21 protein-coding genes are annotated in these 23,972 nt (G+C 54.2%); 11 read left to right on the forward strand and 10 right to left on the reverse strand.

The genetic code is table 11. From position 1 onward, the window contains the following. The 10 genes from BV390_RS27435 to dcuB form a co-directional block, all read left to right on the forward strand. Positions 1–88, forward strand: an 88-nt coding sequence (locus BV390_RS27435; protein ID WP_072106261.1) for an EF-Tu C-terminal domain-related protein, incomplete at its 5' end; no start/stop codon positions are given. A gap of 229 nt (positions 89–317) precedes the next feature. Next, positions 318–701: a preprotein translocase subunit SecE gene (gene secE, locus BV390_RS27445; RefSeq protein WP_004118411.1), complete on the forward strand. Its 384-nt coding sequence runs from the start codon at positions 318–320 to the stop codon at positions 699–701. 1 nt (position 702) lies between these two features. Next, the gene (nusG, locus tag BV390_RS27450; protein WP_002438628.1) at positions 703–1,248 is read left to right on the forward strand and encodes a transcription termination/antitermination protein NusG; all 546 of its coding nucleotides are present in this window, start codon (positions 703–705) and stop codon (positions 1,246–1,248) included. A 153-nt stretch (positions 1,249–1,401) separates the two neighbouring features. After that, positions 1,402–1,830, forward strand: a complete 429-nt coding sequence (gene rplK, locus BV390_RS27455; RefSeq protein ID WP_003862340.1) for a 50S ribosomal protein L11 — start codon at positions 1,402–1,404, stop codon at positions 1,828–1,830. Positions 1,831–1,833: 3 nt separating this feature from the next. Then, positions 1,834–2,538: a 50S ribosomal protein L1 gene (gene rplA, locus BV390_RS27460; RefSeq protein WP_004118413.1), complete on the forward strand. Its 705-nt coding sequence runs from the start codon at positions 1,834–1,836 to the stop codon at positions 2,536–2,538. Between the two features lie 300 nt (positions 2,539–2,838). Then, positions 2,839–3,336, forward strand: coding sequence for a 50S ribosomal protein L10 (rplJ, locus tag BV390_RS27470; RefSeq protein WP_001207203.1), 498 nt, complete (start codon positions 2,839–2,841; stop codon positions 3,334–3,336). A gap of 66 nt (positions 3,337–3,402) precedes the next feature. Then, positions 3,403–3,768, forward strand: a complete 366-nt coding sequence (rplL, locus tag BV390_RS27475) for a 50S ribosomal protein L7/L12 (RefSeq protein WP_004118416.1) — start codon at positions 3,403–3,405, stop codon at positions 3,766–3,768. Between the two features lie 325 nt (positions 3,769–4,093). Continuing rightward, positions 4,094–8,122, forward strand: coding sequence for a DNA-directed RNA polymerase subunit beta (gene rpoB, locus BV390_RS27480; RefSeq protein WP_032690001.1), 4,029 nt, complete (start codon positions 4,094–4,096; stop codon positions 8,120–8,122). Between the two features lie 76 nt (positions 8,123–8,198). Then, positions 8,199–12,422, forward strand: a complete 4,224-nt coding sequence (gene rpoC / locus BV390_RS27485) for a DNA-directed RNA polymerase subunit beta' (protein ID WP_015585387.1) — start codon at positions 8,199–8,201, stop codon at positions 12,420–12,422. 413 nt (positions 12,423–12,835) lie between these two features. After that, positions 12,836–14,176, forward strand: coding sequence for an anaerobic C4-dicarboxylate transporter DcuB (gene dcuB / locus BV390_RS27490; RefSeq protein WP_032695575.1), 1,341 nt, complete (start codon positions 12,836–12,838; stop codon positions 14,174–14,176). Between the two features lie 49 nt (positions 14,177–14,225). Here the strand turns inward: dcuB and BV390_RS27495 are convergent, their stop codons facing one another. The 10 genes from BV390_RS27495 to BV390_RS27540 form a co-directional block, all read right to left on the reverse strand. Next, positions 14,226–14,534: a PTS lactose/cellobiose transporter subunit IIA gene (locus BV390_RS27495; protein ID WP_004118423.1), complete on the reverse strand. Its 309-nt coding sequence runs from the start codon at positions 14,532–14,534 to the stop codon at positions 14,226–14,228. A gap of 3 nt (positions 14,535–14,537) precedes the next feature. Continuing rightward, positions 14,538–14,843, reverse strand: coding sequence for a PTS sugar transporter subunit IIB (locus BV390_RS27500; RefSeq protein WP_004118425.1), 306 nt, complete (start codon positions 14,841–14,843; stop codon positions 14,538–14,540). Between the two features lie 172 nt (positions 14,844–15,015). After that, entirely contained in the window at positions 15,016–16,548 is a 1,533-nt protein-coding gene (locus BV390_RS27505) for a sensor domain-containing diguanylate cyclase (RefSeq protein ID WP_032690002.1), read from the reverse strand. A 308-nt stretch (positions 16,549–16,856) separates the two neighbouring features. Next, complete coding sequence (gene thiH, locus BV390_RS27510) at positions 16,857–17,990, reverse strand: 2-iminoacetate synthase ThiH (protein ID WP_032695574.1); 1,134 nt, start codon at positions 17,988–17,990, stop codon at positions 16,857–16,859. Continuing rightward, positions 17,987–18,757 (reverse strand): thiazole synthase, encoded by a 771-nt coding sequence (gene thiG / locus BV390_RS27515; protein ID WP_085397558.1) that lies wholly within the window; start codon positions 18,755–18,757, stop codon positions 17,987–17,989. The genes thiH and thiG overlap by 4 nt, the downstream gene beginning before the upstream one ends. A 1-nt stretch (position 18,758) precedes the next feature. Then, positions 18,759–18,959 (reverse strand): sulfur carrier protein ThiS, encoded by a 201-nt coding sequence (gene thiS / locus BV390_RS27520; RefSeq protein ID WP_032689998.1) that lies wholly within the window; start codon positions 18,957–18,959, stop codon positions 18,759–18,761. Continuing rightward, entirely contained in the window at positions 18,943–19,698 is a 756-nt protein-coding gene (locus BV390_RS27525) for a HesA/MoeB/ThiF family protein (RefSeq protein WP_085397559.1), read from the reverse strand. Before BV390_RS27525 ends, thiS begins: the two co-directional genes overlap by 17 nt. Further along, entirely contained in the window at positions 19,691–20,326 is a 636-nt protein-coding gene (gene thiE, locus BV390_RS27530) for a thiamine phosphate synthase (protein WP_032695572.1), read from the reverse strand. Before thiE ends, BV390_RS27525 begins: the two co-directional genes overlap by 8 nt. Beyond that, positions 20,326–22,221: a phosphomethylpyrimidine synthase ThiC gene (gene thiC / locus BV390_RS27535; RefSeq protein WP_032689994.1), complete on the reverse strand. Its 1,896-nt coding sequence runs from the start codon at positions 22,219–22,221 to the stop codon at positions 20,326–20,328. The genes thiE and thiC overlap by 1 nt, the downstream gene beginning before the upstream one ends. Before the next feature lie 364 nt (positions 22,222–22,585). Beyond that, positions 22,586–23,083: an Rsd/AlgQ family anti-sigma factor gene (locus BV390_RS27540; protein ID WP_032695571.1), complete on the reverse strand. Its 498-nt coding sequence runs from the start codon at positions 23,081–23,083 to the stop codon at positions 22,586–22,588. Positions 23,084–23,176: 93 nt separating this feature from the next. Between BV390_RS27540 and nudC the strand changes: the two genes are divergently transcribed. Then, positions 23,177–23,950, forward strand: a complete 774-nt coding sequence (gene nudC / locus BV390_RS27545; RefSeq protein ID WP_085397560.1) for an NAD(+) diphosphatase — start codon at positions 23,177–23,179, stop codon at positions 23,948–23,950. Positions 23,951–23,972: the final 22 nt, after the last annotated feature.

The following is a 23,972-nucleotide window of genomic DNA, read 5'->3' on the forward strand; positions in this document are numbered from 1 at the left end:
AATCGCGATGGACGACGGTCTGCGTTTCGCAATCCGTGAAGGCGGCCGTACCGTTGGCGCTGGCGTGGTAGCAAAAGTTCTCAGCTAATCGCTGATAACATTTGACGCAATGCGCAATAAAAGGGCATCATTTGATGCCCTTTTTGCACGCTTTCGAACCAGAACCTGGCTCATCAGTGATTTTTTTTGCCATAATCATTGCTGAGACAGGCTCTGTAGAGGGCGTTAAGTCCGAAACGCAGCAGAGCATTTCGGTTTGGTTGCCTCGCTCTCGCGGGGCAAAATTATTTGTCTGAATTCTTGTGACAGGTTGGTTTATGAGTGCGAATACCGAAGCTCAAGGGAGCGGGCGCGGCCTGGAAGCGATGAAGTGGGTGATCGTTGCTGCGCTGCTGATTGTGGCCATCGTAGGCAACTTCCTTTATCGTGACATTATGCTGGCGGTGCGTGCGCTGGCTGTAGTGATTCTGATCGCTGCTGCCGGTGGCGTCGCGCTGTTAACCACTAAAGGTAAGGCGACCGTCGCCTTCGCCCGCGAAGCGAGAACCGAAGTCCGCAAGGTTATCTGGCCAACTCGCCAGGAAACGCTGCACACCACGCTGATTGTTGCTGCGGTTACTGCGGTAATGTCACTGATCCTGTGGGGACTGGATGGTATTCTGGTTCGCCTGGTATCCTTTATCACTGGCCTGAGGTTCTGAGATGTCTGAAGCTCCTAAAAAACGTTGGTACGTCGTTCAGGCGTTTTCCGGTTTTGAAGGTCGCGTAGCTACCTCGTTGCGTGAACATATCAAATTACACAATATGGAAGAGTTGTTTGGCGAAGTCATGGTGCCGACCGAAGAAGTGGTCGAGATCCGTGGTGGCCAGCGCCGCAAGAGCGAGCGCAAATTCTTCCCGGGTTACGTTCTGGTCCAGATGGTAATGAACGACGCAAGCTGGCACCTGGTGCGCAGCGTACCGCGCGTGATGGGCTTTATCGGCGGTACTTCTGACCGTCCGGCACCGATCAGCGATAAAGAAGTGGATGCGATCATGAATCGCCTGCAGCAGGTTGGCGATAAGCCGCGTCCGAAAACTCTGTTCGAGCCGGGTGAAATGGTACGCGTTAGCGATGGTCCGTTCGCTGACTTTAACGGCGTGGTTGAAGAAGTTGACTACGAGAAATCTCGTCTGAAGGTCTCTGTTTCCATCTTCGGCCGTGCTACTCCGGTTGAACTGGACTTTGCCCAGGTAGAGAAAGCCTAACCGGCGATCAAAAAAGCAACGATTTAATCGTTGCATGAGGCGCGAAATTGACATACAATTTCGCGCCTTTTGTTTTTATGGGTCTGATTCCCATAAAGCGATATTTATCACGGGGAGCCTTTTCAGGCGCTACACCCAAACGAGGAAATTTAAATGGCTAAGAAAGTACAAGCCTACGTCAAGCTGCAGGTTGCAGCTGGTATGGCAAACCCGAGTCCGCCGGTTGGTCCAGCACTGGGTCAGCAGGGTGTGAACATCATGGAATTCTGCAAAGCGTTCAACGCCAAAACTGAATCCATGGAAAAAGGTCTGCCGATTCCGGTTGTTATTACCGTTTACGCTGACCGTTCTTTCACTTTCGTTACCAAAACTCCGCCGGCAGCAGTTCTGCTGAAAAAAGCGGCTGGTATCAAGTCTGGTTCCGGTAAACCGAACAAAGACAAAGTGGGTAAAATTTCCCGCGCTCAGCTGCAGGAAATCGCGCAGACCAAAGCTGCCGACATGACTGGTTCCGACATTGAAGCGATGACTCGCTCCATTGAAGGTACTGCACGTTCCATGGGCCTGGTAGTGGAGGACTAAGAAATGGCTAAACTGACCAAGCGCATGTCCGTGATTCGTGACAAAGTTGATGCGACCAAACAGTACGACATCAACGAAGCCATCTCTCTGCTGAAAGAACTGGCTACTGCTAAGTTCGTTGAAAGCGTAGACGTTGCCGTTAACCTCGGCATCGACGCTCGTAAATCTGACCAGAACGTCCGTGGCGCGACTGTACTGCCGCACGGTACTGGCCGTTCCGTTCGCGTAGCCGTATTTGCCCAGGGCCCGAACGCTGAAGCTGCTAAAGCTGCAGGCGCCGAGCTGGTAGGTATGGAAGATCTGGCTGACCAGATCAAAAAAGGCGAAATGAACTTTGACGTTGTTATCGCTTCTCCGGATGCAATGCGCGTTGTTGGCCAGCTGGGCCAGGTTCTGGGTCCGCGCGGCCTGATGCCAAACCCGAAAGTGGGTACCGTTACTCCGAACGTTGCTGAAGCTGTTAAGAACGCTAAAGCAGGTCAGGTTCGTTATCGTAACGACAAAAACGGCATCATCCACACCACCATCGGTAAAGTGGACTTTGACGCTGACAAACTGAAAGAAAACCTGGAAGCTCTGCTGGTTGCGCTGAAAAAAGCAAAACCGACTCAGGCTAAAGGCGTGTACATCAAGAAAGTTAGCATCTCCACCACCATGGGTGCTGGTGTTGCCGTTGATCAGGCTGGTCTGAGCGCTTCTGCGAACTAAGATTAGCTTTACGTGGGCGGTGGATTTGTCTACAATTCTACCCCCACGATTCTGTTAGCTTCGGCCAGACAGATAAAAACAGATTTGTTCGTTGGAGCCTGGCCTATCCAGGCCTCCGTCGAAGACCGCAGGTGTTTCGTCAGAAACTTAATCCCCTGCGTAGACGGTGACAGAACGCTAAGATTATTTTTTGGATACTCTGGCTTGTTTCTGCTCACCGTATTAAAGACGCTCTTTCGTTGGAAAGAGTGAAGTGAGTTCCAGAGCATAAGCTCTGGCAAACATCCAGGAGCAAAGCTAATGGCTTTAAATCTTCAAGACAAACAAGCGATTGTTGCTGAAGTCAGCGAAGTAGCCAAAGGTGCGCTGTCTGCAGTAGTTGCGGATTCCCGTGGCGTTACTGTTGATAAAATGACTGAACTGCGTAAAGCAGGTCGTGAAGCTGGCGTTTACATGCGTGTTGTTCGTAACACCCTGCTGCGCCGCGTCGTTGAAGGTACTCAGTTTGAGTGCCTGAAAGACACGTTTGTTGGTCCGACCCTGATTGCATACTCTATGGAACACCCGGGCGCTGCCGCTCGTCTGTTCAAAGAGTTCGCGAAAGCGAATGCAAAATTTGAGGTCAAAGCTGCAGCCTTTGAAGGTGAGCTGATCCCGGCGTCGCAAATCGACCGCCTGGCAACTCTGCCGACCTACGAAGAAGCAATTGCACGCCTGATGGCAACCATGAAAGAAGCTTCGGCTGGCAAACTGGTTCGCACTCTGGCTGCTGTACGCGATGCGAAAGAAGCTGCTTAATCGCAGTTGTCTTTATAAAGCGCTCGCTTACGTATAAACTTATTCTGATATTCAGGAACAATTTAAATGTCTATCACTAAAGATCAAATCATTGAAGCAGTATCCGCTATGTCCGTAATGGACGTTGTTGAGCTGATCTCTGCAATGGAAGAAAAATTCGGTGTTTCCGCTGCTGCTGCTGTAGCTGTAGCTGCTGGCCCGGCTGAAGCTGCTGAAGAAAAAACTGAATTCGACGTAATTCTGAAAGCTGCAGGCGCTAACAAAGTTGCTGTTATCAAAGCAGTACGTAGCGCAACTGGCCTGGGTCTGAAAGAAGCTAAAGACCTGGTAGAATCTGCACCGGCTGCACTGAAAGAAGGCATCAGCAAAGACGACGCTGAAGCTCTGAAAAAATCTCTGGAAGAAGCTGGCGCTGAAGTTGAAGTCAAATAAGCCAACCCTTCCGGTTGCAGCCTGAGAAATCAGGCTGAGGCTGGTGACTTTTTGGTCACCAGCCTTTTTGCGCTGTAAGGCACCAGTAGCGTTTCACGCTGTTTGACTACTGGGTTGTCCTTTCAATGCTTGTTTCTATAGACGACTTAATATACTGCGACAGGTCAGGGTCCCTGAGCTGTGTAAATCGCAACGAAATGGTTTAAGCGTGATAGAAACAGGCATTGCGGAAAGTGTTCCATTTTCCGGTCCACAAAATAGTGTTGCATAAAAAACTGCCTTATTTGGGCAGACGGGTCGACTTGTCAGCGAGCTGAGGAACCCTATGGTTTACTCCTATACCGAGAAAAAACGTATTCGTAAGGATTTTGGTAAACGTCCGCAGGTTCTGGACATACCTTATCTCCTTTCCATCCAGCTTGACTCGTTTCAGAAGTTTATCGAGCAAGATCCTGAAGGGCAGTACGGTCTGGAAGCTGCTTTCCGTTCCGTGTTCCCGATTAAAAGCTACAGCGGTAACTCTGAGCTGCAATACGTCAGCTACCGTCTGGGCGAACCTGTTTTTGATGTTAAAGAATGTCAGATCCGTGGCGTGACCTACTCGGCACCGCTGCGTGTTAAACTGCGTCTGGTGATCTACGAGCGTGAAGCGCCGGAAGGCACCGTTAAAGACATTAAAGAACAAGAAGTCTACATGGGCGAAATTCCGCTCATGACCGACAACGGTACCTTTGTTATCAACGGTACTGAACGTGTTATCGTTTCTCAGCTGCACCGTAGCCCGGGCGTCTTCTTTGACTCTGACAAAGGTAAGACTCACTCTTCCGGTAAGGTCCTGTATAACGCACGTATCATTCCTTACCGCGGTTCCTGGCTGGACTTCGAGTTCGATCCGAAAGACAACCTGTTTGTCCGTATCGACCGTCGTCGTAAGCTGCCGGCCACCATCATCCTGCGCGCGCTGAATTACACCACTGAGCAGATCCTTGACCTGTTCTTCGAGAAAGTGGTCTTTGAAATTCGCGACAACAAGCTGCAGATGGAACTGGTACCGGAGCGTCTGCGCGGTGAAACGGCTTCCTTCGACATCGAAGCGAACGGCAAAATCTACGTCGAGAAAGCCCGTCGCATTACCGCTCGCCATATCCGTCAGCTGGAAAAAGACGATATCAAGCATATCGAAGTTCCGGTTGAATATATTGCGGGTAAAGTTGCGGCCAAAGATTACATCGATGAAGCCACTGGCGAACTGATCTGCCCGGCGAACATGGAGCTGAGCCTGGATCTGCTGGCGAAACTGAGCCAGTCCGGTCACAAGCGCATCGAGACCCTGTTCACCAACGATCTGGACCACGGTCCGTACATTTCTGAAACGGTACGCGTCGACCCGACTAACGATCGTCTGAGCGCGCTGGTAGAAATCTACCGCATGATGCGCCCGGGTGAGCCGCCGACTCGTGAAGCGGCTGAAAGCCTGTTTGAGAACCTGTTCTTCTCCGAAGACCGCTACGATTTGTCTGCGGTAGGTCGTATGAAGTTCAACCGTTCTCTGCTGCGTGACGAAATCGAAGGTTCCGGTATCCTGAGCAAAGACGACATCATCGAAGTGATGAAGAAGCTCATCGATATCCGTAACGGTAAAGGCGAAGTCGATGATATCGACCACCTCGGCAACCGTCGTATCCGTTCCGTAGGCGAAATGGCGGAAAACCAGTTCCGCGTTGGCCTGGTACGTGTGGAGCGTGCGGTGAAAGAGCGTCTGTCTCTGGGCGATCTGGATACCCTGATGCCTCAGGATATGATCAACGCCAAGCCGATTTCTGCAGCAGTGAAAGAGTTCTTTGGTTCCAGCCAGCTGTCTCAGTTTATGGACCAGAACAACCCGCTGTCCGAGATTACGCACAAGCGTCGTATCTCCGCACTCGGCCCAGGCGGCCTGACCCGTGAACGTGCGGGCTTTGAAGTTCGAGACGTACACCCGACTCACTACGGTCGCGTATGTCCAATCGAAACGCCTGAAGGTCCGAACATCGGTCTGATCAACTCCCTGTCCGTGTACGCACAGACTAACGAATACGGCTTCCTCGAGACTCCGTATCGTAAAGTGACCGACGGTGTTGTGACCGACGAAATTCACTACCTGTCTGCTATCGAAGAAGGCAACTACGTTATCGCTCAGGCGAACTCCAACCTGGATGACGAAGGCCACTTTGTAGAAGATCTGGTGACCTGCCGTAGCAAAGGCGAATCCAGCTTGTTCAGCCGCGATCAGGTTGACTACATGGACGTTTCCACCCAACAGGTGGTTTCCGTCGGTGCGTCACTGATCCCGTTCCTGGAACACGATGACGCCAACCGTGCATTGATGGGTGCGAACATGCAACGTCAGGCGGTTCCGACTCTGCGCGCTGATAAGCCGCTGGTTGGTACCGGTATGGAACGTGCTGTTGCCGTCGACTCCGGTGTTACTGCAGTTGCTAAGCGTGGCGGTACCGTACAGTACGTCGATGCATCCCGTATCGTTATCAAAGTTAACGAAGATGAGATGTACCCGGGCGAAGCAGGTATCGACATCTATAACCTGACCAAGTACACCCGTTCTAACCAGAACACCTGCATCAATCAGATGCCTTGCGTGTCCCTGGGTGAGCCAATTGAGCGCGGCGACGTGCTGGCAGACGGTCCGTCCACCGACCTCGGTGAACTGGCTCTCGGTCAGAACATGCGCGTAGCGTTCATGCCGTGGAACGGCTACAACTTCGAAGACTCCATCCTCGTCTCCGAGCGTGTGGTTCAGGAAGATCGTTTCACCACGATTCATATTCAGGAACTGGCGTGTGTGTCCCGTGACACCAAGCTGGGGCCGGAAGAGATCACCGCTGATATCCCGAACGTGGGTGAAGCTGCGCTCTCTAAACTGGATGAATCCGGTATTGTTTACATCGGTGCAGAAGTGACCGGCGGCGACATTCTGGTTGGTAAGGTAACGCCGAAAGGTGAAACCCAGCTGACGCCAGAAGAGAAACTGCTGCGTGCGATCTTCGGCGAGAAAGCGTCTGACGTTAAAGACTCTTCTCTGCGCGTACCAAACGGTGTTTCCGGTACGGTTATCGACGTTCAGGTCTTCACCCGCGATGGCGTGGAAAAAGACAAACGTGCGCTGGAAATCGAAGAGATGCAGCTGAAGCAGGCCAAAAAAGACCTGTCTGAAGAACTGCAGATCCTCGAAGCTGGCCTGTTTGGTCGTATCTACGCGGTGCTGGTTGCCGGTGGTGTTGAAGCTGAGAAGCTCGACAAGCTGCCGCGCGATCGCTGGCTGGAACTGGGCCTGACCGACGAAGAGAAACAAAATCAGCTGGAACAGCTGGCTGAGCAGTACGACGAACTGAAACACGAGTTCGAGAAAAAACTCGAAGCGAAACGCCGCAAAATCACTCAGGGCGACGATCTGGCACCGGGCGTGCTGAAGATTGTTAAAGTGTATCTGGCCGTTAAACGTCAGATTCAGCCGGGTGACAAAATGGCAGGTCGTCACGGTAACAAGGGTGTTATTTCTAAGATCAACCCGATCGAAGATATGCCTTACGATGAAAACGGTACGCCGGTCGACATCGTACTGAACCCGCTGGGCGTACCATCTCGTATGAACATCGGTCAGATTCTGGAAACCCACTTGGGTATGGCTGCGAAAGGCATCGGTGAGAAAATCAACGCGATGCTCAAACAGCAGCAGGAAGTCGCCAAACTGCGCGAGTTCATCCAGAAAGCGTATGACCTGGGTACCGATGTTCGTCAGAAGGTCGATCTGAATACCTTCACCGATGATGAAGTTCTGCGTCTTGCTGAAAACCTGAAAAAAGGTATGCCGATCGCCACGCCGGTATTCGACGGTGCGAAAGAGTCTGAAATCAAGGAACTGTTACAGCTGGGTGGCCTGCCGACTTCCGGTCAGATCACTCTGTTCGACGGTCGTACCGGCGAGCAATTCGAGCGCCAGGTTACCGTTGGCTACATGTACATGCTGAAACTGAACCACCTGGTTGATGACAAGATGCATGCGCGTTCTACCGGTTCTTACAGCCTGGTTACTCAGCAGCCGCTGGGTGGTAAGGCTCAGTTCGGTGGTCAGCGCTTCGGTGAGATGGAAGTGTGGGCGCTGGAAGCTTACGGCGCAGCATACACCCTGCAGGAAATGCTCACCGTTAAGTCTGATGACGTCAACGGTCGTACCAAGATGTATAAAAACATCGTGGACGGCAACCATCAGATGGAACCGGGCATGCCGGAATCCTTCAACGTACTGTTGAAAGAGATTCGCTCGCTGGGCATCAACATCGAACTGGAAGACGAGTAACTCTCGCTCAAACAGGTCACTGGTGCCGGGGTAACCCCCGGCGCCAGATTGTGCTAACTCCGACGGGAGCAAATCCGTGAAAGACTTATTAAAGTTTCTGAAAGCGCAAACTAAAACCGAAGAGTTTGATGCGATCAAAATTGCTCTGGCATCGCCAGACATGATCCGTTCATGGTCTTTTGGTGAAGTTAAAAAGCCGGAAACCATTAACTACCGTACGTTCAAACCAGAGCGTGACGGCCTTTTCTGCGCCCGTATCTTTGGGCCAGTAAAAGATTACGAGTGCCTGTGCGGTAAGTACAAGCGCCTGAAACACCGTGGTGTTATCTGTGAGAAGTGCGGCGTTGAAGTGACCCAGACCAAAGTGCGTCGTGAGCGCATGGGCCACATCGAACTGGCCTCTCCGACCGCCCACATTTGGTTCCTGAAATCGCTGCCGTCCCGTATCGGCCTGCTGCTGGATATGCCGCTGCGCGATATCGAACGTGTTCTGTACTTCGAATCCTATGTGGTTATCGAAGGCGGGATGACCAACCTGGAACGTAATCAGATCCTGACTGAAGAGCAGTATCTGGATGCGCTGGAAGAGTTTGGTGACGAATTCGATGCGAAGATGGGTGCGGAAGCTATTCAGGCCCTGCTGAAAAGCATGGATCTGGAGCAAGAGTGCGAGCAGCTGCGTGAAGAGCTGAACGAAACTAACTCCGAAACCAAACGTAAAAAGCTGACCAAGCGTATCAAGCTGCTGGAAGCGTTTGTTCAGTCTGGCAACAAGCCGGAGTGGATGATCCTGACCGTTCTGCCGGTTCTGCCGCCAGATCTGCGTCCGCTGGTACCGCTGGATGGTGGTCGTTTCGCGACTTCTGACCTGAACGATCTGTATCGTCGCGTCATTAACCGTAACAACCGTCTGAAACGTCTGCTGGATCTGGCTGCGCCGGATATCATCGTACGCAACGAAAAACGTATGCTGCAGGAAGCGGTTGATGCCCTGCTGGATAACGGTCGTCGCGGTCGTGCGATCACCGGTTCTAACAAGCGTCCTCTGAAATCTTTGGCCGACATGATCAAAGGTAAGCAGGGTCGTTTCCGTCAGAACCTGCTCGGTAAGCGTGTTGACTACTCCGGTCGTTCTGTTATCACCGTAGGTCCATACCTGCGTCTGCATCAGTGCGGTCTGCCGAAGAAAATGGCGCTGGAGCTGTTCAAACCGTTCATTTACGGCAAGCTGGAACTGCGTGGCCTGGCCACCACCATCAAAGCCGCGAAGAAAATGGTTGAGCGTGAAGAAGCTGTGGTCTGGGATATCCTGGACGAAGTTATCCGCGAACACCCGGTACTGCTGAACCGTGCACCAACACTGCACCGTCTGGGTATCCAGGCATTTGAACCGGTACTGATCGAAGGTAAAGCTATCCAGCTGCACCCGCTGGTTTGTGCGGCATATAACGCCGACTTCGATGGTGACCAGATGGCTGTTCACGTACCGCTGACGCTGGAAGCCCAGCTGGAAGCGCGTGCGCTGATGATGTCTACCAACAACATCCTGTCCCCGGCGAACGGCGAGCCAATCATCGTTCCGTCTCAGGACGTTGTACTGGGTCTGTACTACATGACCCGTGACTGTGTTAACGCCAAAGGCGAAGGCATGGTGCTGACTGGCCCGAAAGAAGCGGAGCGTATTTATCGCGCCGGTCTGGCCTCTCTGCATGCGCGCGTTAAAGTGCGTATCACCGAATACGAAAAAGATGAAAACGGCCAGTTCGTTGCGAAAACCAGCCTGAAAGACACGACCGTTGGCCGTGCGATTCTGTGGATGATCGTGCCGAAAGGTCTGCCGTTCTCTATCGTGAACCAGGCGCTGGGTAAGAAAGCCATCTCTAAGATGCTGAATACCTGCTACCGTATTCTGGGCCTGAAACCGACCGTTATTTTTGCGGACCAGACGATGTACACCGGCTTTGCTTATGCAGCGCGTTCAGGTGCATCCGTTGGTATCGATGACATGGTCATCCCGGAGAAAAAACACGAGATCATCAGCGAAGCGGAAGCTGAAGTTGCTGAGATCCAGGAACAGTTCCAGTCCGGTCTGGTTACCGCGGGCGAACGCTACAACAAAGTTATCGATATCTGGGCTGCGGCGAACGATCGTGTATCCAAAGCGATGATGGATAACCTGCAAACCGAAACCGTGATTAACCGTGATGGCGTCGAAGAGCAGCAGGTTTCCTTCAACAGCATCTACATGATGGCCGACTCCGGTGCGCGTGGTTCTGCGGCACAGATTCGTCAGCTGGCGGGTATGCGTGGTCTGATGGCGAAGCCGGATGGCTCCATCATCGAAACGCCAATCACCGCGAACTTCCGTGAAGGTCTGAACGTACTCCAGTACTTCATCTCTACTCACGGTGCGCGTAAAGGTCTGGCGGATACCGCACTGAAAACAGCGAACTCCGGTTACCTGACCCGTCGTCTGGTTGACGTTGCCCAGGACCTGGTCGTTACTGAAGATGACTGTGGTACCCTGGAAGGCATCACCATGACCCCGGTTATCGAGGGTGGCGATGTTAAAGAGCCGCTGCGCGATCGCGTACTGGGTCGTGTGACCGCTGAAGACGTTCTGAAGCCGGGTACCGCGGACATTCTGGTTCCACGCAACACGCTGCTGCACGAGCACTGGTGTGACCTGCTGGAAGAGAACTCCGTTGACTCCGTCAAAGTGCGTTCCGTTGTATCCTGTGACACCGACTTTGGTGTATGTGCGCACTGCTACGGTCGTGACCTGGCGCGTGGCCACATCATCAACAAAGGTGAAGCAATCGGCGTTATCGCGGCACAGTCCATCGGTGAGCCGGGTACACAGCTGACGATGCGTACGTTCCACATTGGTGGTGCGGCATCTCGTGCGGCTGCTGAATCCAGCATTCAGGTGAAAAACAAGGGTAGCATCAAGCTGTCTAACGCCAAGTCGGTTGTTAACTCCGCTGGCAAGCTGGTTGTGACCTCTCGTAACACCGAGCTGAAGCTGATCGACGAATTCGGTCGTACTAAAGAAAGCTATAAAGTGCCTTACGGTGCTGTGATGGCGAAAGGCGATGGCGAGCAGGTTGCCGGCGGTGAAACCGTGGCAAACTGGGATCCGCACACCATGCCGGTTATCTCTGAAGTCAGTGGTTTCATCCGCTTTACTGACATGATTGACGGCCAGACCATTACCCGTCAGACCGACGAATTAACCGGCCTGTCATCCCTGGTTGTTCTGGATTCTGCAGAACGTACCGCGGGCGGTAAAGATCTGCGTCCAGCGCTGAAAATTGTTGATGCGCAGGGCAACGACGTTCTGATCCCAGGCACCGATATGCCTGCTCAGTACTTCCTGCCGGGCAAAGCGATTGTACAGCTGGAAGATGGCGTACAGATCAGTGCGGGTGACGCTCTGGCGCGTATTCCTCAGGAATCCAGTGGTACCAAGGACATCACCGGTGGTCTGCCGCGCGTTGCGGATCTGTTCGAAGCACGTCGTCCGAAAGAGCCGGCTATCCTGGCGGAAATCAGCGGTATCATTTCCTTCGGTAAAGAAACCAAAGGCAAACGTCGTCTGGTTATCACTCCGTTAGACGGCAGCGATCCGTACGAAGAGATGATTCCGAAATGGCGTCAGCTGAACGTGTTCGAAGGTGAACGTGTAGAACGTGGTGATGTGGTTTCCGACGGTCCGGAAGCACCGCACGACATTCTGCGTCTTCGTGGCGTACACGCGGTAACGCGTTATATCACCAACGAAGTACAGGACGTTTACCGTCTGCAAGGCGTTAAGATTAACGATAAACACATCGAAGTTATCGTTCGTCAGATGCTGCGTAAAGCGACCATCGAAAGCGCAGGTAGCTCCGACTTCCTGGAAGGCGAACAGGTTGAATACTCCCGCGTCAAGATTGCTAACCGCGATCTGGAAGCGAACGGCAAAGTGGCGGCGACTTACTCCCGCGACCTGCTGGGTATCACCAAAGCGTCTCTGGCAACCGAGTCGTTCATCTCTGCCGCATCGTTCCAGGAGACCACGCGTGTCCTGACCGAAGCAGCCGTTGCGGGCAAACGCGACGAACTGCGCGGCCTGAAAGAGAACGTTATCGTCGGTCGTCTGATCCCGGCGGGTACCGGCTATGCGTACCACCAGGATCGTATGCGCCGCCGCGCCGCGGGCGAACAGCCTGCAGCACCTCAGGTGAGCGTGGAAGAAGCTTCTGCTAACCTGGCAGAACTGCTGAACGCAGGCCTGGGCGGTTCCGACAACGATTAATCGTTGACGCTACGCTTAAAAAGCCAGTCAGGTCTCCTGACTGGCTTTTTTATTATCCCGGCATGGCGCCACGATAATATCCGCTTCTGCCCTCTCATAATGAATTACATTCCATTAATATTTCCCCCTCAATTAAGCAGCAAACAATTCATATAAAAGTCGACTGGCTGTTTTTTCTTAATACCCACACTTATTGATGGGTAAAAATTCTACACGTATCAAAAAATCAGCAAATCAAAGGCGATATAGTCAAAAAGTCCAATTAATCATGTGATTACTTTTTCTTTTATCTTCGGTTTCATGACGCCGAGGAGGGCGGTTTATACCCGTAAAAAGCGATGGGGGAGATGGCTAAATAATACGGCAGCGGAAGATAAGTCTTTTGATTTTCATAGCCAGGGGCTGGGGGATGCATGGAATTCGCAATACAACTCATCATTATCTTAATTTGTCTCTTTTATGGTGCCAGAAAAGGCGGTATCGCACTGGGCCTTTTAGGCGGTATCGGGCTGGTTATTTTAGTCTTTGTCTTTCATCTTCAGCCGGGCAAGCCGCCGGTTGATGTGATGCTGGTGATTATTGCGGTTGTTGCCGCCTCGGCGACGCTTCAGGCTTCCGGCGGGTTAGATGTGATGCTGCAGATTGCAGAGAAACTTCTGCGGCGCAATCCAAAATATGTCTCCATCGTGGCTCCCTTCGTCACCTGTACGCTGACCATTCTTTGCGGCACTGGCCACGTGGTTTATACGATTCTGCCGATTATTTATGACGTCGCTATCAAGAACAATATTCGCCCCGAGCGCCCGATGGCGGCAAGCTCCATTGGCGCACAGATGGGGATTATCGCCAGCCCGGTGTCCGTTGCGGTGGTGTCCCTGGTGGCGATGCTGGGCAACTTTACCTTCAACGGTAAGCACCTCGAATTCCTCGATCTGCTGGCGATTACCATTCCCTCTACGCTACTGGGGATTCTGGCAATCGGTATTTTTAGCTGGTTTCGCGGTAAAGACTTAGATAAAGACGAAGCGTTTCAGGCTTTCATCTCAACGCCGGAAAACCGTCATTATGTTTATGGCGATACGGCAACGCTGCTGGACAGAAAATTGCCGACCAGTAACTGGGTCGCTATGTGGATCTTCCTGGCGTCGATTGCCGTGGTTGCCGTTCTGGGGGCCTTCTCCGAACTGCGTCCGGCATTCAACGGCAAGCCGCTGTCGATGGTCCTGGTGATTCAGATGTTCATGCTGCTCTCCGGCGCACTTATCATCATCATTACCAAAACTAACCCGGCGTCGATTTCTAAGAATGAGGTTTTCCGCTCGGGGATGATCGCCATTGTGGCGGTATACGGTATCGCCTGGATGGCGGAAACGATGTTCGGCGCGCACATGACGGAGATTAAAGGCGTACTCGGCGAAATGGTGAAGGAGTATCCGTGGGCCTATGCCATCGTACTGCTGCTGGTCTCCAAATTTGTCAATTCCCAGGCCGCAGCACTGGCGGCGATTGTCCCGGTGGCGCTGGCGATTGGCGTCGATCCGGCCTACATCGTCGCCTCCGCGCCAGCCTGCTACGGCTATTATATTCTGCCAACCTACCCGAGCGACCTGGCGGCGATTCAGTTCGATCGCTCAGGGACGACGCATATCGGCCGTTTTGTGATTAACCATAGCTTTATTCTACCGGGGCTCATTGGCGTCAGCGTTTCGTGCGTGTTTGGCTGGGTCTTCGCCGCGCTTTACGGCTTCTTATAATAAAAAAGCAGGTGCCTGAAGGGCACCTGCTATTCACTGCGTTTATTGACTACGCGGTGCGACGATACAGTTCAATCATATCGGTTGCCAGATCCTGTATCACCATGGCATTCATCAGATGATCCTGGGAGTGAACGGTAATCAGGTTCACCGGCAGCTTACCTGTGCCTTCATCCAGGCCGATGAGCTGGGTCTGGATTTTATGCGCGTGCTTCACAAACTCATGTGATTCTGCCATTGCCTGCTCAGAAGCCGCAAAATCACCTTTGCGGGCCAGCTGCAGAGCCGTTAATGCTGAACTGCGGGCAGAACCAGCATTCACCAACAGCTCCATAATGATCGTTTCTAAATCTTCCATGACTTACTCCATCAACTTCAGGGCTTTGTCGAGAACAGCATCGCCTTTCATCATGCCGTAGTCCATCATATCGATAACGGCGACTTTTTTACCAAACGGGTCGGCCAGCGCCTGGAGTTTAGCTTGCTCGTACTTCACCTGCGGACCGAGCAGGATAATATCGGCAGTAGCAAGGTTATCTTTAAACTCGGCAACCGGTACGGCTTTGATGGAGACTTCCACACCTTTTTGTTGTGCAGCAGCCTGCATGCGTTGAACCAGCATGCTGGTGGACATTCCAGCGGCGCAGCATAAAACGATATTCTTCATAGTAGATGGCCCTTATGTTCCCTTGATGCATCATCTTTATCGCGGGCCGACAGACACGACAACCGCTTTGCCGTGATTGTGTGTAAAGCATCACAAAATAATGAAACCGGTTTCGGTTTTGGGGTTGAAAACAGTAAAATCCGGGCTGACGGGCCTGCGGATGCAGGCGGTTTTAAGCGCGGACGATACGGTTTTTTCCCTGCTGCTTGGCTTTATAAAGCGCTTCATCGACGCTCACCACTAGCTGCTCCAGAGGCTCCATATTCCATTCTCCCAGGCCCGCGCTGAAGGTTACCGTCAGTCCTTCTTCACGCCAGGTGCGTTGGGCAATGTTGAGTCGCCAGCTTTCCAGTATCGCCGGCGCATTGGCAATATGCTCGCCGGTGAAAATCACGGCAAACTCTTCGCCGCCATAGCGGTAGAGTGAAATTTGCAGGGGCTGGAAGATCTGCAGCCCTTCCCGGGCGACATTGCGCAAAACGATATCGCCATTGAGGTGACCCCAGGTGTCGTTTATCGTCTTGAAGTTATCAATATCAACCAGCGCAAGAGAGAAAGGCTGGTGATCGTTCATCAGCGCGGCGATATCGCTGTCGAAGGCGCGGCGGTTTTTACAGCCGGTGAGCGCATCGATGGTAGCCTGGCGGACATAGATCAGTTCGCGCTGTTTATTACTTTCGATGGCTTTACTCAGCATCGCTTCCAGCCGCGGAGCACGGTTGACGTCGCCGGTTTTAATCGCGTTGATGATATTCATCAGCACCGTGTGCGACGCATGGCGCAGGTAGAGGCCAAAGAGAATAATCACAATGGCGGCCAGGGCAAACCCCCAAAGCACAATATCGGTTTCATAGCGGGTTAAATCGACCAGCGTGGTGTTATCAACGCGGTAGATGACAAACCAGTCTGGATTGGTGAACGAATAATAGTAATACCAGATGCCATTTTTCTCGTCATACAGCTGACCCTCGGCGCTGGTCATTTTGTCCATGAGATCGTCGCGGACATAGGGTTTAAAAAGCGCGCCGGTATCCGGATGAAGTACGACTTTCCCGTCGCGCTGCACGACGAAAAACTCGCCCTGAACAGGGGCAACCATCTGGCGCAAAGCGTATCCCATTGACGTCAGATCCAGATGAAATGCGAGGCTGCCTTTGAGCCGGCCTTCCGGTGAGATGACCGGTTTGTAGAGCGTAATGGTGGGATGCTGTGTAAAGAAATCCAGATAGGGACTGGTATAGTGGCTGAAAGTACTGGCTTCCGCCTGTTTGATAAACCACGGTCTGGACTTCGGATCGAAGGCGCGGCTGTTATCATTTTCCAGCACCTCAGGTGCCCGGAGGTAATGGCCCTGGGTATCCGCCAGCGAAATAGAAGAGACGGTTGGCATCAGCTCCTGCAGCTGCATTAATTCCTGCAACCCACTTTGCGGGTCTATATTAATGGCCTGATTTAACTTGTCGTTTTTCGCAAAGAACTTGGTTGCCCTGGCGAGGATATAATCATTTCCACGCAGCAGCGATTCCGTATAGTTAACGGCCAGGTTATGGGTGAAATTGCGATTAACGTGGTGATAGTCCTCAAGGAAGTTCTGTCTCTGCGTCGTGGTGACGAATACGGCGATCAGCAAAAAGCTGAGTAAAATCCCTGTAAAGCCAATAAGAATTGGCATGGTAAAAGAGAGCTTTCTACTGTGACGAGCCATGTGTTTTAAATCGTTCCAGAAGGTTTTTTCCATGGGAAGAAGCGCAGGATTAGTCGCAATGCCTGGCAAGCGAATCAGATGTTGCCTGGTTAATTATAACTGTGGCCAGCGGGAGGATGGGATTTATCTTCGATCGTGATGGCTATCAATGCGATGGAGCAGGGCGAAAGTGAGGAAGAGATATCATTCGCCCTGGACAGCATCCACTGCTGACCAGGACAGAATAGAGAAACGGAAAGATGACCACCATCGCCCGTTTCTCTTATTGCGATCGTCCACGAAGAACGTTTAAGGCGTTACATTCCTCATCATGATGACCGGGAAGCGCGTCCCAGCCAGCTATCCCAGTCTTTCCATACCGGCTGCAGTCCGTTGGCTACCAGCGCGCTGGCGACCTCTTCCGGGCGACGGTCATCGTGAGGCGCGAACTGCTCCAGCTCCGGGTGGTTATCGGCATACCCGCCGGGCTGGGTTTTCGAAAATGCGCTGACGTTGTTGATGGCCAGCGGGATAACCCGATCGCGGAACCAGGGGGATTCACGGGTGGAGAGCGAGAGCTCCACTTCCGGGGCCAGCAGACGGAAGGCGCAAATGGTTTGCACCAGCTGCCGTTCATCCATTAATGAGGCAGGCTCGATACCCCCGGCGCAAGGGCGTAGTCGCGGAAAGGAGATGGAGTAGCGGCTGCGCCAGTAGCGTTGCTGGAGCCACAGCAGATGTTCCGCCACCATAAAGCAATCCACGCGCCAGCTGTCGGAGAGGCCAATTAATGCGCCAAGGCCAATCTTATCAATCCCCGCCTGTCCAAGTCTGTCCGGCGTATCCAGCCGCCAGAAGAAATCCTGCTTTTTGCCTTTCAGATGATGTTTCGCATACATGCTTTCATGATAGGTCTCCTGATAGACCATCACGCCGTCCAACCCGAGGGTTTTCAGCTCGGCGTACTCCTCCATCGCCAGCGGCTGGACCTCCATATGCAGCGAGGCGAACTGGCGGCGAATCGCGGGCAGATGCTGGCGAAAATAGTCCATGCCGACTTTGCCCTGATGTTCGCCGGTCACCAGCAGCAGATGCTCAAAGCCCATTTCGCGGATCGCCGTGCATTCACGGGCAATTTCCGCCTCATCCAGGGTCTTGCGCTTGATGCGGTTACTCATTGAGAAACCGCAGTAGGTACAATCGTTGGCGCACAGATTAGAGAGATACAGCGGGACATAAAAGCTGACGGTATTCCCAAAGCGCTGGCGAGTCAGGCGCTGCGCGCGCTGCGCCAGAGGCTCCAGATAACCCGCGGCGGCAGGAGAGAGCAGGGCCATCATATCGTCACGGCTGAGCTGTTTTGCCGCCAGGGCACGTTCTACGTCGGCGGGGGTTTTACTGTTGATACGCAGGCGAATGTCGTCCCACTCCAGCTGCCGCCAGCGGTCAGTGAAGGTCTTCATACCAGCGCCTCCAGAAAGCCGGTCAGTGGGCTGGTGGCCTGCGCCTGAGCGCTGCGCGCCCCCGGGCCAGCCTGTCGCGCCAGCAATCCGGCATCAATCGCCAGGCGGAAAGCGCGGGCCATGGTGACCGGGTCGTCGGCAACGGCGATGGCGGTATTCACCAGTACCGCGTCAGCGCCCATTTCCAGCGCCTGAGCCGCATGGCTTGGCACGCCAATACCGGCATCAACCACCACAGGTACCGTGGCCTGCTCGATAATAATTTCCAGCATCGCTTTGGTTTCCAGCCCCTGGTTGGAACCGATCGGCGCGCCGAGCGGCATCACCGCCGCGCAGCCCGCTTCTTCCAGACGCTTGCACAGTACCGGATCGGCGCCGCAGTAGGGCAGCACGACGAAGCCTTCCCGTACCAGAATTTCTGCCGCTTTCAGCGTTTCAATCGGATCGGGGAGCAGCCAGCGCGCGTCCGGGTGGATTTCCAGTTTCAGCCAGTGGGTACCCAGCGCCTCCCGCGCCAGACGCGCGGCAAATACGGCTTCTTCTGCCGTTTTGGCCCCGGAGGTATTGGGCAGCAGGCTCACGCCAGCCGCCAGCAGCGGCGCGAGGATAGCGTCATTATGCTGACGGAGATCGACGCGTTTCATCGCCAGCGTCACCAGCTGACTGCCGGAGGCGCGAATGGCCTCCACCATGACGTCGGGGGTGGCGAATTTACCGGTACCGGTGAAAAGATGTGATTCAAATGTTTTATCCGCAATACGTAACATGTCAGCCTCCGGCGATAACCTGAAAAAGCAGGATTTGGTCGCCTTCCTGCAGAAGATGGTGATCCCACCGCTCGCGCGGCAGGATGTGTTGATTGAGCGCCAGCGCGACGCCCGGCTGCTGCTGTTCCAGTTGAGTGAGCAGAGCGGCGACGGATGTCGCTTCGGCGCACTGCAACGGTTCATCGTTAAACCACACCTGCATGCTGCCCTCCACATACCGGGCAACCCTGAGCCCGCTGTAATGCAAGCGCGCGCCAGCTGCTGGTGCGGGCATCGAACAACCGCAAAGTATTACGCGGCGTCGCCATACCGCTGAGCAGCTTGATAGCCTCCAGCGCCTGCAGGGTGCCCATCATGCCGACCACCGGGCCGATAATGCCCGCCGTACGACAGTTGCGTTCGGGCTCGTGAGCGTCCGGCCACAGGCAGCGATAGCAGCCCTGTTCCCACGGCGGCGTCAGTACCATCAGTTGGCCTCCCAGCCCGACGGCGCTGGCGGTAATCAGTGGTGTTGCCAGTGCGACGCAGGCGGCATTGATCGCCTGGCGGGTCACCATGTTATCGGTGCAATCCAGTACCACATCGGCTTTCGCCACTTCATCCAGCAGGGCCTTTCCGCCTAACCGCTGCTTCAGTGCAATCAGCTCAATCTGCGGGTTGAGACGAGCCAGCCTTGCTCTGGCGGTCGTGGTTTTGGGTTGCGCGATATCATCGCTGGTGAACAGAATTTGCCGCTGTAGGTTGCTGACGTGCACGTCGTCATCGTCGGCCAGCACCAGCGTGCCGACACCGGCGCCAGCCAGATACAGCGCAGCAGGCGAGCCCAGCCCGCCGAGACCGACGATCAATACCCGGCTGGCCAGCAGCTTTTGCTGGCCTTCGATGGCGATATCCTCCAGCAGCAGCTGGCGGCTATAGCGCATAAAATCGCTGTTATTCATCGCCTGCTCCTGCGATTTCCAGCAGCTGGGCGGTGGCCTGTTGCCAGTCTGCCGCCTGGGTAATTGCGCTGACGACCGCAATACTGCCGACGCCGGTGTCCAGCACCGCCGGCGCGCGCGCCAGGCTGATGCCGCCGATCGCCACCGTCGGGTAATCCCGCAGGCGCTGGATATGTTGAGCGAGCTGCGTCAGTCCCTGAGGGGCGGAAGGCATCTGTTTGGTTTGCGTAGGAAAAACGTGGCCCAGGGCGATATAGGAGGGGCGTGCGGCCAACGCAACGTCGATCTCCATATCGTCATGGGTCGAGACCCCAAGACGCAGGCCGGCGTGGCGAATAGCGCTGAGGTCTGTGGTTTCCAGATCCTCCTGGCCTAAATGCACGCCGTAAGCCTGATGTTTGATGGCCAGCTGCCAGTAGTCGTTGATAAACAGCCGGGCATGATATTGACGACCAAGCGCGATAGCGGCGATCACATCGTCCTCAACGTCGCTGTCGCGCTTATCTTTGATGCGCAGCTGAAGGGTACGCACGCCGGCTTTCAGCAGGCGCTCAATCCATACCACGCTATCAACAACCGGATAGAGGCCTAAACGGAACGGGACGGGAGGAAAATCGGGTTGATACATCAGGCTTGCTCCTTACGTAAATAGATCTCACCGCCAAGAGCGCGGAAATCCTGGGATTTATCGGCCATACCGGCTGCGATATGCTGCCGGGCGGCATAATCGCGGACCTCCTGGGTGATTTTCATTGAACAGAATTTAGGCCCGCACATGGAGCAGAAGTGGGCGACTTTGCCGGACTCCTGCGGCAGCGTTTCATCGTGATAGGCGCGGGCGGTGAACGGGTCGAGCGCGAGGTTAAACTGGTCTTCCCAGCGGAATTCAAACCGCGCTTTGGACATGGCGTTGTCGCGGATCTGCGCTCCGGGGTGCCCTTTGGCGAGGTCAGCGGCATGGGCGGCGATTTTGTAGGTGATCAATCCTTGCTTCACGTCCTCTTTATTGGGCAGGCCGAGATGCTCTTTCGGCGTGACGTAGCAGAGCATGGCGCAGCCGAACCAGCCGATCATCGCCGCGCCGATACCGGAGGTGAAGTGGTCATAGCCGGGAGCGATATCGGTGGTTAATGGCCCAAGCGTGTAGAACGGCGCTTCGTGGCAGTGGGTCAGCTCTTCAGTCATATTGCGGCGGATCATCTGCATGGGTACATGGCCTGGACCTTCGATCATGACCTGCACATCATATTCCCAGGCGATTTTTGTCAGCTCCCCCAGGGTGTGCAGCTCGGCGAACTGCGCTTCGTCGTTGGCATCCTGAATGGAGCCCGGGCGCAGGCCATCGCCTAAGGAGAGCGAGACATCATAGGCGGCGCAGATTTCGCAGATTTCGCGAAAATGCTGGTAGAGGAAGTTTTCCTGATGATGCGACAGGCACCACTTCGCCATGATCGACCCGCCGCGGGAGACGATGCCGGTCAGCCGTCCGGCGGTCATCGGCACGTAGCGCAGCAGGACGCCGGCATGGATGGTGAAATAGTCAACGCCTTGCTCTGCCTGCTCCAGCAGGGTGTCGCGAAAGGCTTCCCAGGTGAGGTTTTCGGCGATACCGTTCACCTTCTCCAGCGCCTGGTAGATGGGGACGGTACCGATAGGGACCGGGCTGTTGCGCAGGATCCACTCGCGGGTTTCGTGAATATAACGTCCGGTGGACAAATCCATGACCGTGTCAGCGCCCCAGCGTGTCGACCACACCAGTTTTTCTACCTCCTCTTCGATGGAGGAGGTGACCGCCGAGTTACCGATGTTGGCGTTGACCTTCACCAGAAAATTGCGGCCGATAATCATCGGTTCCGACTCAGGATGGTTGATATTTGCTGGAATGATTGCGCGACCGGCGGCGACTTCATCACGGACGAACTCCGCGGAGATATTCTCCGGCAGGCGGGCGCCAAAACCTTCGCCCGGATGCTGGTGGCGCAGCACCTCGCTGCGAATGCGCTCGCGGCCCATATTTTCCCGGATAGCGATAAACGCCATCTCCGGCGTGACGATGCCCTGACGTGCGTAGTGGAGCTGCGTGACGCATTTGCCTGATTTTGCGCGTTTGGGGGCCAGCGAGCCGCTAAAGCGCAGCGCATCCAGCTCCTCATCGGCCAGACGCGCTTTGGTGTAGAGGGAGCTGCGTTCGCGTAGCGGCTCGCAATCGTGGCGAGCGTCAATCCACGGCTGACGCAGCTTCGCCAGTCCCTGCCGGACGTCGATGGCGATATCAGGATCGCCATAGGGGCCGGAGGTGTCATACACCGGTATGGCTTCGTTCTCTTCATACTGCGGGTTGATTTTGTCGCCGCCGATCGGCGTGGGGCTGAGCTGGATTTCGCGCATCGGTACGCGAATATTATCCTGCGCGCCCTGAACATAGATGCGTCGTGAGCGGGGAAAGGCGGTGCCTTCCAGAGTGTCAATAAAGTGTTGCGCGCGTTCGCGCTGTTCCCGGCGGGTCGGTTTGCTTGCGGACATAGCTCATTCCAGATAAAGAGGAGATGGCTTGTCAGACGACGGATGGAGTAACAGAGGCGATCGGTCCTGAACGGACGGTCGCGAATAGCAGTTTACTCTTGTTCCCTTCGCAGGTATTAGCCTGATCAGGTTCCGCGGATCCCGAATTAACGGTCTCAGCCTTTTCCACTTTATTCTTCGCGCTGCCCCTTCGTTGGCTTCGTCCGCTCACTCCAGTCACTTACTGATGTAAGCTCCTGGAAGTTCACTGACTGGCCGTCTTGAGGCATCACGAATGCTTTTGTGGAAAATAGGCACTCCGACAAGATAGCACTCCCTCCGCAGAGGGAGAATGTCTGTAAATTACTCGTTAACGGTTCACAACTCAAGCAGTCGGCGCGATATTGTCGCTGACGTTGCCCTGCAGGTTGTACGAAATGGCGAGGGCGATCAGCTTATCTTCCAGCGCAAAGCGGGCTTCCAGCGCTTCGCCGATATCGGACAGCGCCTGCTGGAACTCAAGATAATTATCGTGATCGATGGCGTTTTCGAGGCAGGTGTCGTAGTAATCCATAATTTGCTGGGTATTGGCTTCCAGCTGCGGATAGAGCCTGGTAGCTGCCAAAAGTGGCGTATCACCTTCCATTTCGCCAAGAATACGTTCATAAATACTAAAATGGCCGGAGGAGAGGTAATCCACCAGGCTTTGGCAAAAGCTATCCAGCGCCTTTTCGTTAAGTCGCATAAAGGATTCTTTTCCCGGTTTCAGGCCAACCAGCTTGTAGTAAGCGACGAGCAAATGCTTACGTACATGCAGCCAGCGATCGACCAGTTCATTACTGCCTCCAACACGTTCCGTTAGGTTTTCCAGCTGGTTTAACATGGTTGACTCCGCAAGATTAAGAAAATAACGTTGCTCACCAAAATGTAAATATAATGTTAAAAGTGCCAGTAAAACGAAGGTAGTGCAATAGATATGGATCGTATTATTGAAAAATTAGATCGCGGCTGGTGGATCGTCAGTCACGAACAAAAATTATGGTTACCCGACGGGGAATTACCACATGGCGAAGCGGTAAATTTTAATCTTGTCGGCCAGCACGCACTGCATATTGGCGAATGGCAAGGCGACGCGGTGTGGATGGTGTGCCAGGATCGTCGGCATGATATGGGATCGTTGCGTCAGTTATTGGATCAGGATCCAGGTCTGTTTCAACTGGCGGGGCGCGGGATCCAACTGGCCGAATTTTACCGCTCGCATAAATTCTGCGGTTACTGCGGGCATCCTATGCATCCCAGCAAAACTGAATGGGCGATGCTATGCAGCCACTGCCGCGAACGTTATTACCCGCAAATCGCGCCCTGCATGATCGTGGCGATTCGCCGGGACGATTCTATCTTGCTGGCACAGCATACCCGCCATCGCAATGGCGTACATACGGTACTGGCCGGGTTTGTCGAAGTGGGAGAGACCCTTGAGCAGGCGGTTGCCCGCGAGGTCATGGAAGAGTGCGGTCTGAAGGTGAAAAATCTGCGCTACGTGACCTCCCAGCCGTGGCCGTTCCCGCAGTCGCTAATGACCGCATTTATGGCGGAATATGACAGCGGCGACATTGTGATCGATAAGAAAGAGCTGTTGCAGGCTGGCTGGTATCGCTATGACGATTTACCGCTGCTGCCGCCGCCGGGTACCGTCGCGCGCCGCCTGATAGAAGACACCGTGGCAATCTGTCGGGCCGACGAGGAATGACGTGATACAATAACGGCCTGAC

The sequence above is a fragment of the Klebsiella sp. YJ genome (genome assembly GCF_002108615.1).
Lineage (GTDB): Bacteria > Pseudomonadota > Gammaproteobacteria > Enterobacterales > Enterobacteriaceae > Klebsiella > Klebsiella planticola.

Excerpts from the sequence above, each read along its gene's own strand:
- secE (WP_004118411.1), top strand. The coding sequence starts at position 318 with ATGAGTGCGAATACCGAAGCTCAAGGGAGCGGGCGCGGCCTGGAAGCG.
- nusG (WP_002438628.1), top strand. The coding sequence starts at position 703 with ATGTCTGAAGCTCCTAAAAAACGTTGGTACGTCGTTCAGGCGTTTTCC.
- rplK (WP_003862340.1), top strand. The coding sequence starts at position 1,402 with ATGGCTAAGAAAGTACAAGCCTACGTCAAGCTGCAGGTTGCAGCTGGT.
- rplA (WP_004118413.1), top strand. The coding sequence starts at position 1,834 with ATGGCTAAACTGACCAAGCGCATGTCCGTGATTCGTGACAAAGTTGAT.
- rplJ (WP_001207203.1), top strand. The coding sequence starts at position 2,839 with ATGGCTTTAAATCTTCAAGACAAACAAGCGATTGTTGCTGAAGTCAGC.
- rplL (WP_004118416.1), top strand. The coding sequence starts at position 3,403 with ATGTCTATCACTAAAGATCAAATCATTGAAGCAGTATCCGCTATGTCC.
- rpoB (WP_032690001.1), top strand. The coding sequence starts at position 4,094 with ATGGTTTACTCCTATACCGAGAAAAAACGTATTCGTAAGGATTTTGGT.
- dcuB (WP_032695575.1), top strand. The coding sequence starts at position 12,836 with ATGGAATTCGCAATACAACTCATCATTATCTTAATTTGTCTCTTTTAT.
- BV390_RS27495 (WP_004118423.1), bottom strand. The coding sequence starts at position 14,534 with ATGGAAGATTTAGAAACGATCATTATGGAGCTGTTGGTGAATGCTGGT.
- BV390_RS27500 (WP_004118425.1), bottom strand. The coding sequence starts at position 14,843 with ATGAAGAATATCGTTTTATGCTGCGCCGCTGGAATGTCCACCAGCATG.
- BV390_RS27505 (WP_032690002.1), bottom strand. The coding sequence starts at position 16,548 with ATGGCTCGTCACAGTAGAAAGCTCTCTTTTACCATGCCAATTCTTATT.
- thiH (WP_032695574.1), bottom strand. The coding sequence starts at position 17,990 with ATGAAGACCTTCACTGACCGCTGGCGGCAGCTGGAGTGGGACGACATT.
- thiG (WP_085397558.1), bottom strand. The coding sequence starts at position 18,757 with ATGTTACGTATTGCGGATAAAACATTTGAATCACATCTTTTCACCGGT.
- thiS (WP_032689998.1), bottom strand. The coding sequence starts at position 18,959 with ATGCAGGTGTGGTTTAACGATGAACCGTTGCAGTGCGCCGAAGCGACA.
- BV390_RS27525 (WP_085397559.1), bottom strand. The coding sequence starts at position 19,698 with ATGAATAACAGCGATTTTATGCGCTATAGCCGCCAGCTGCTGCTGGAG.
- thiE (WP_032695572.1), bottom strand. The coding sequence starts at position 20,326 with ATGTATCAACCCGATTTTCCTCCCGTCCCGTTCCGTTTAGGCCTCTAT.
- thiC (WP_032689994.1), bottom strand. The coding sequence starts at position 22,221 with ATGTCCGCAAGCAAACCGACCCGCCGGGAACAGCGCGAACGCGCGCAA.
- BV390_RS27540 (WP_032695571.1), bottom strand. The coding sequence starts at position 23,083 with ATGTTAAACCAGCTGGAAAACCTAACGGAACGTGTTGGAGGCAGTAAT.
- nudC (WP_085397560.1), top strand. The coding sequence starts at position 23,177 with ATGGATCGTATTATTGAAAAATTAGATCGCGGCTGGTGGATCGTCAGT.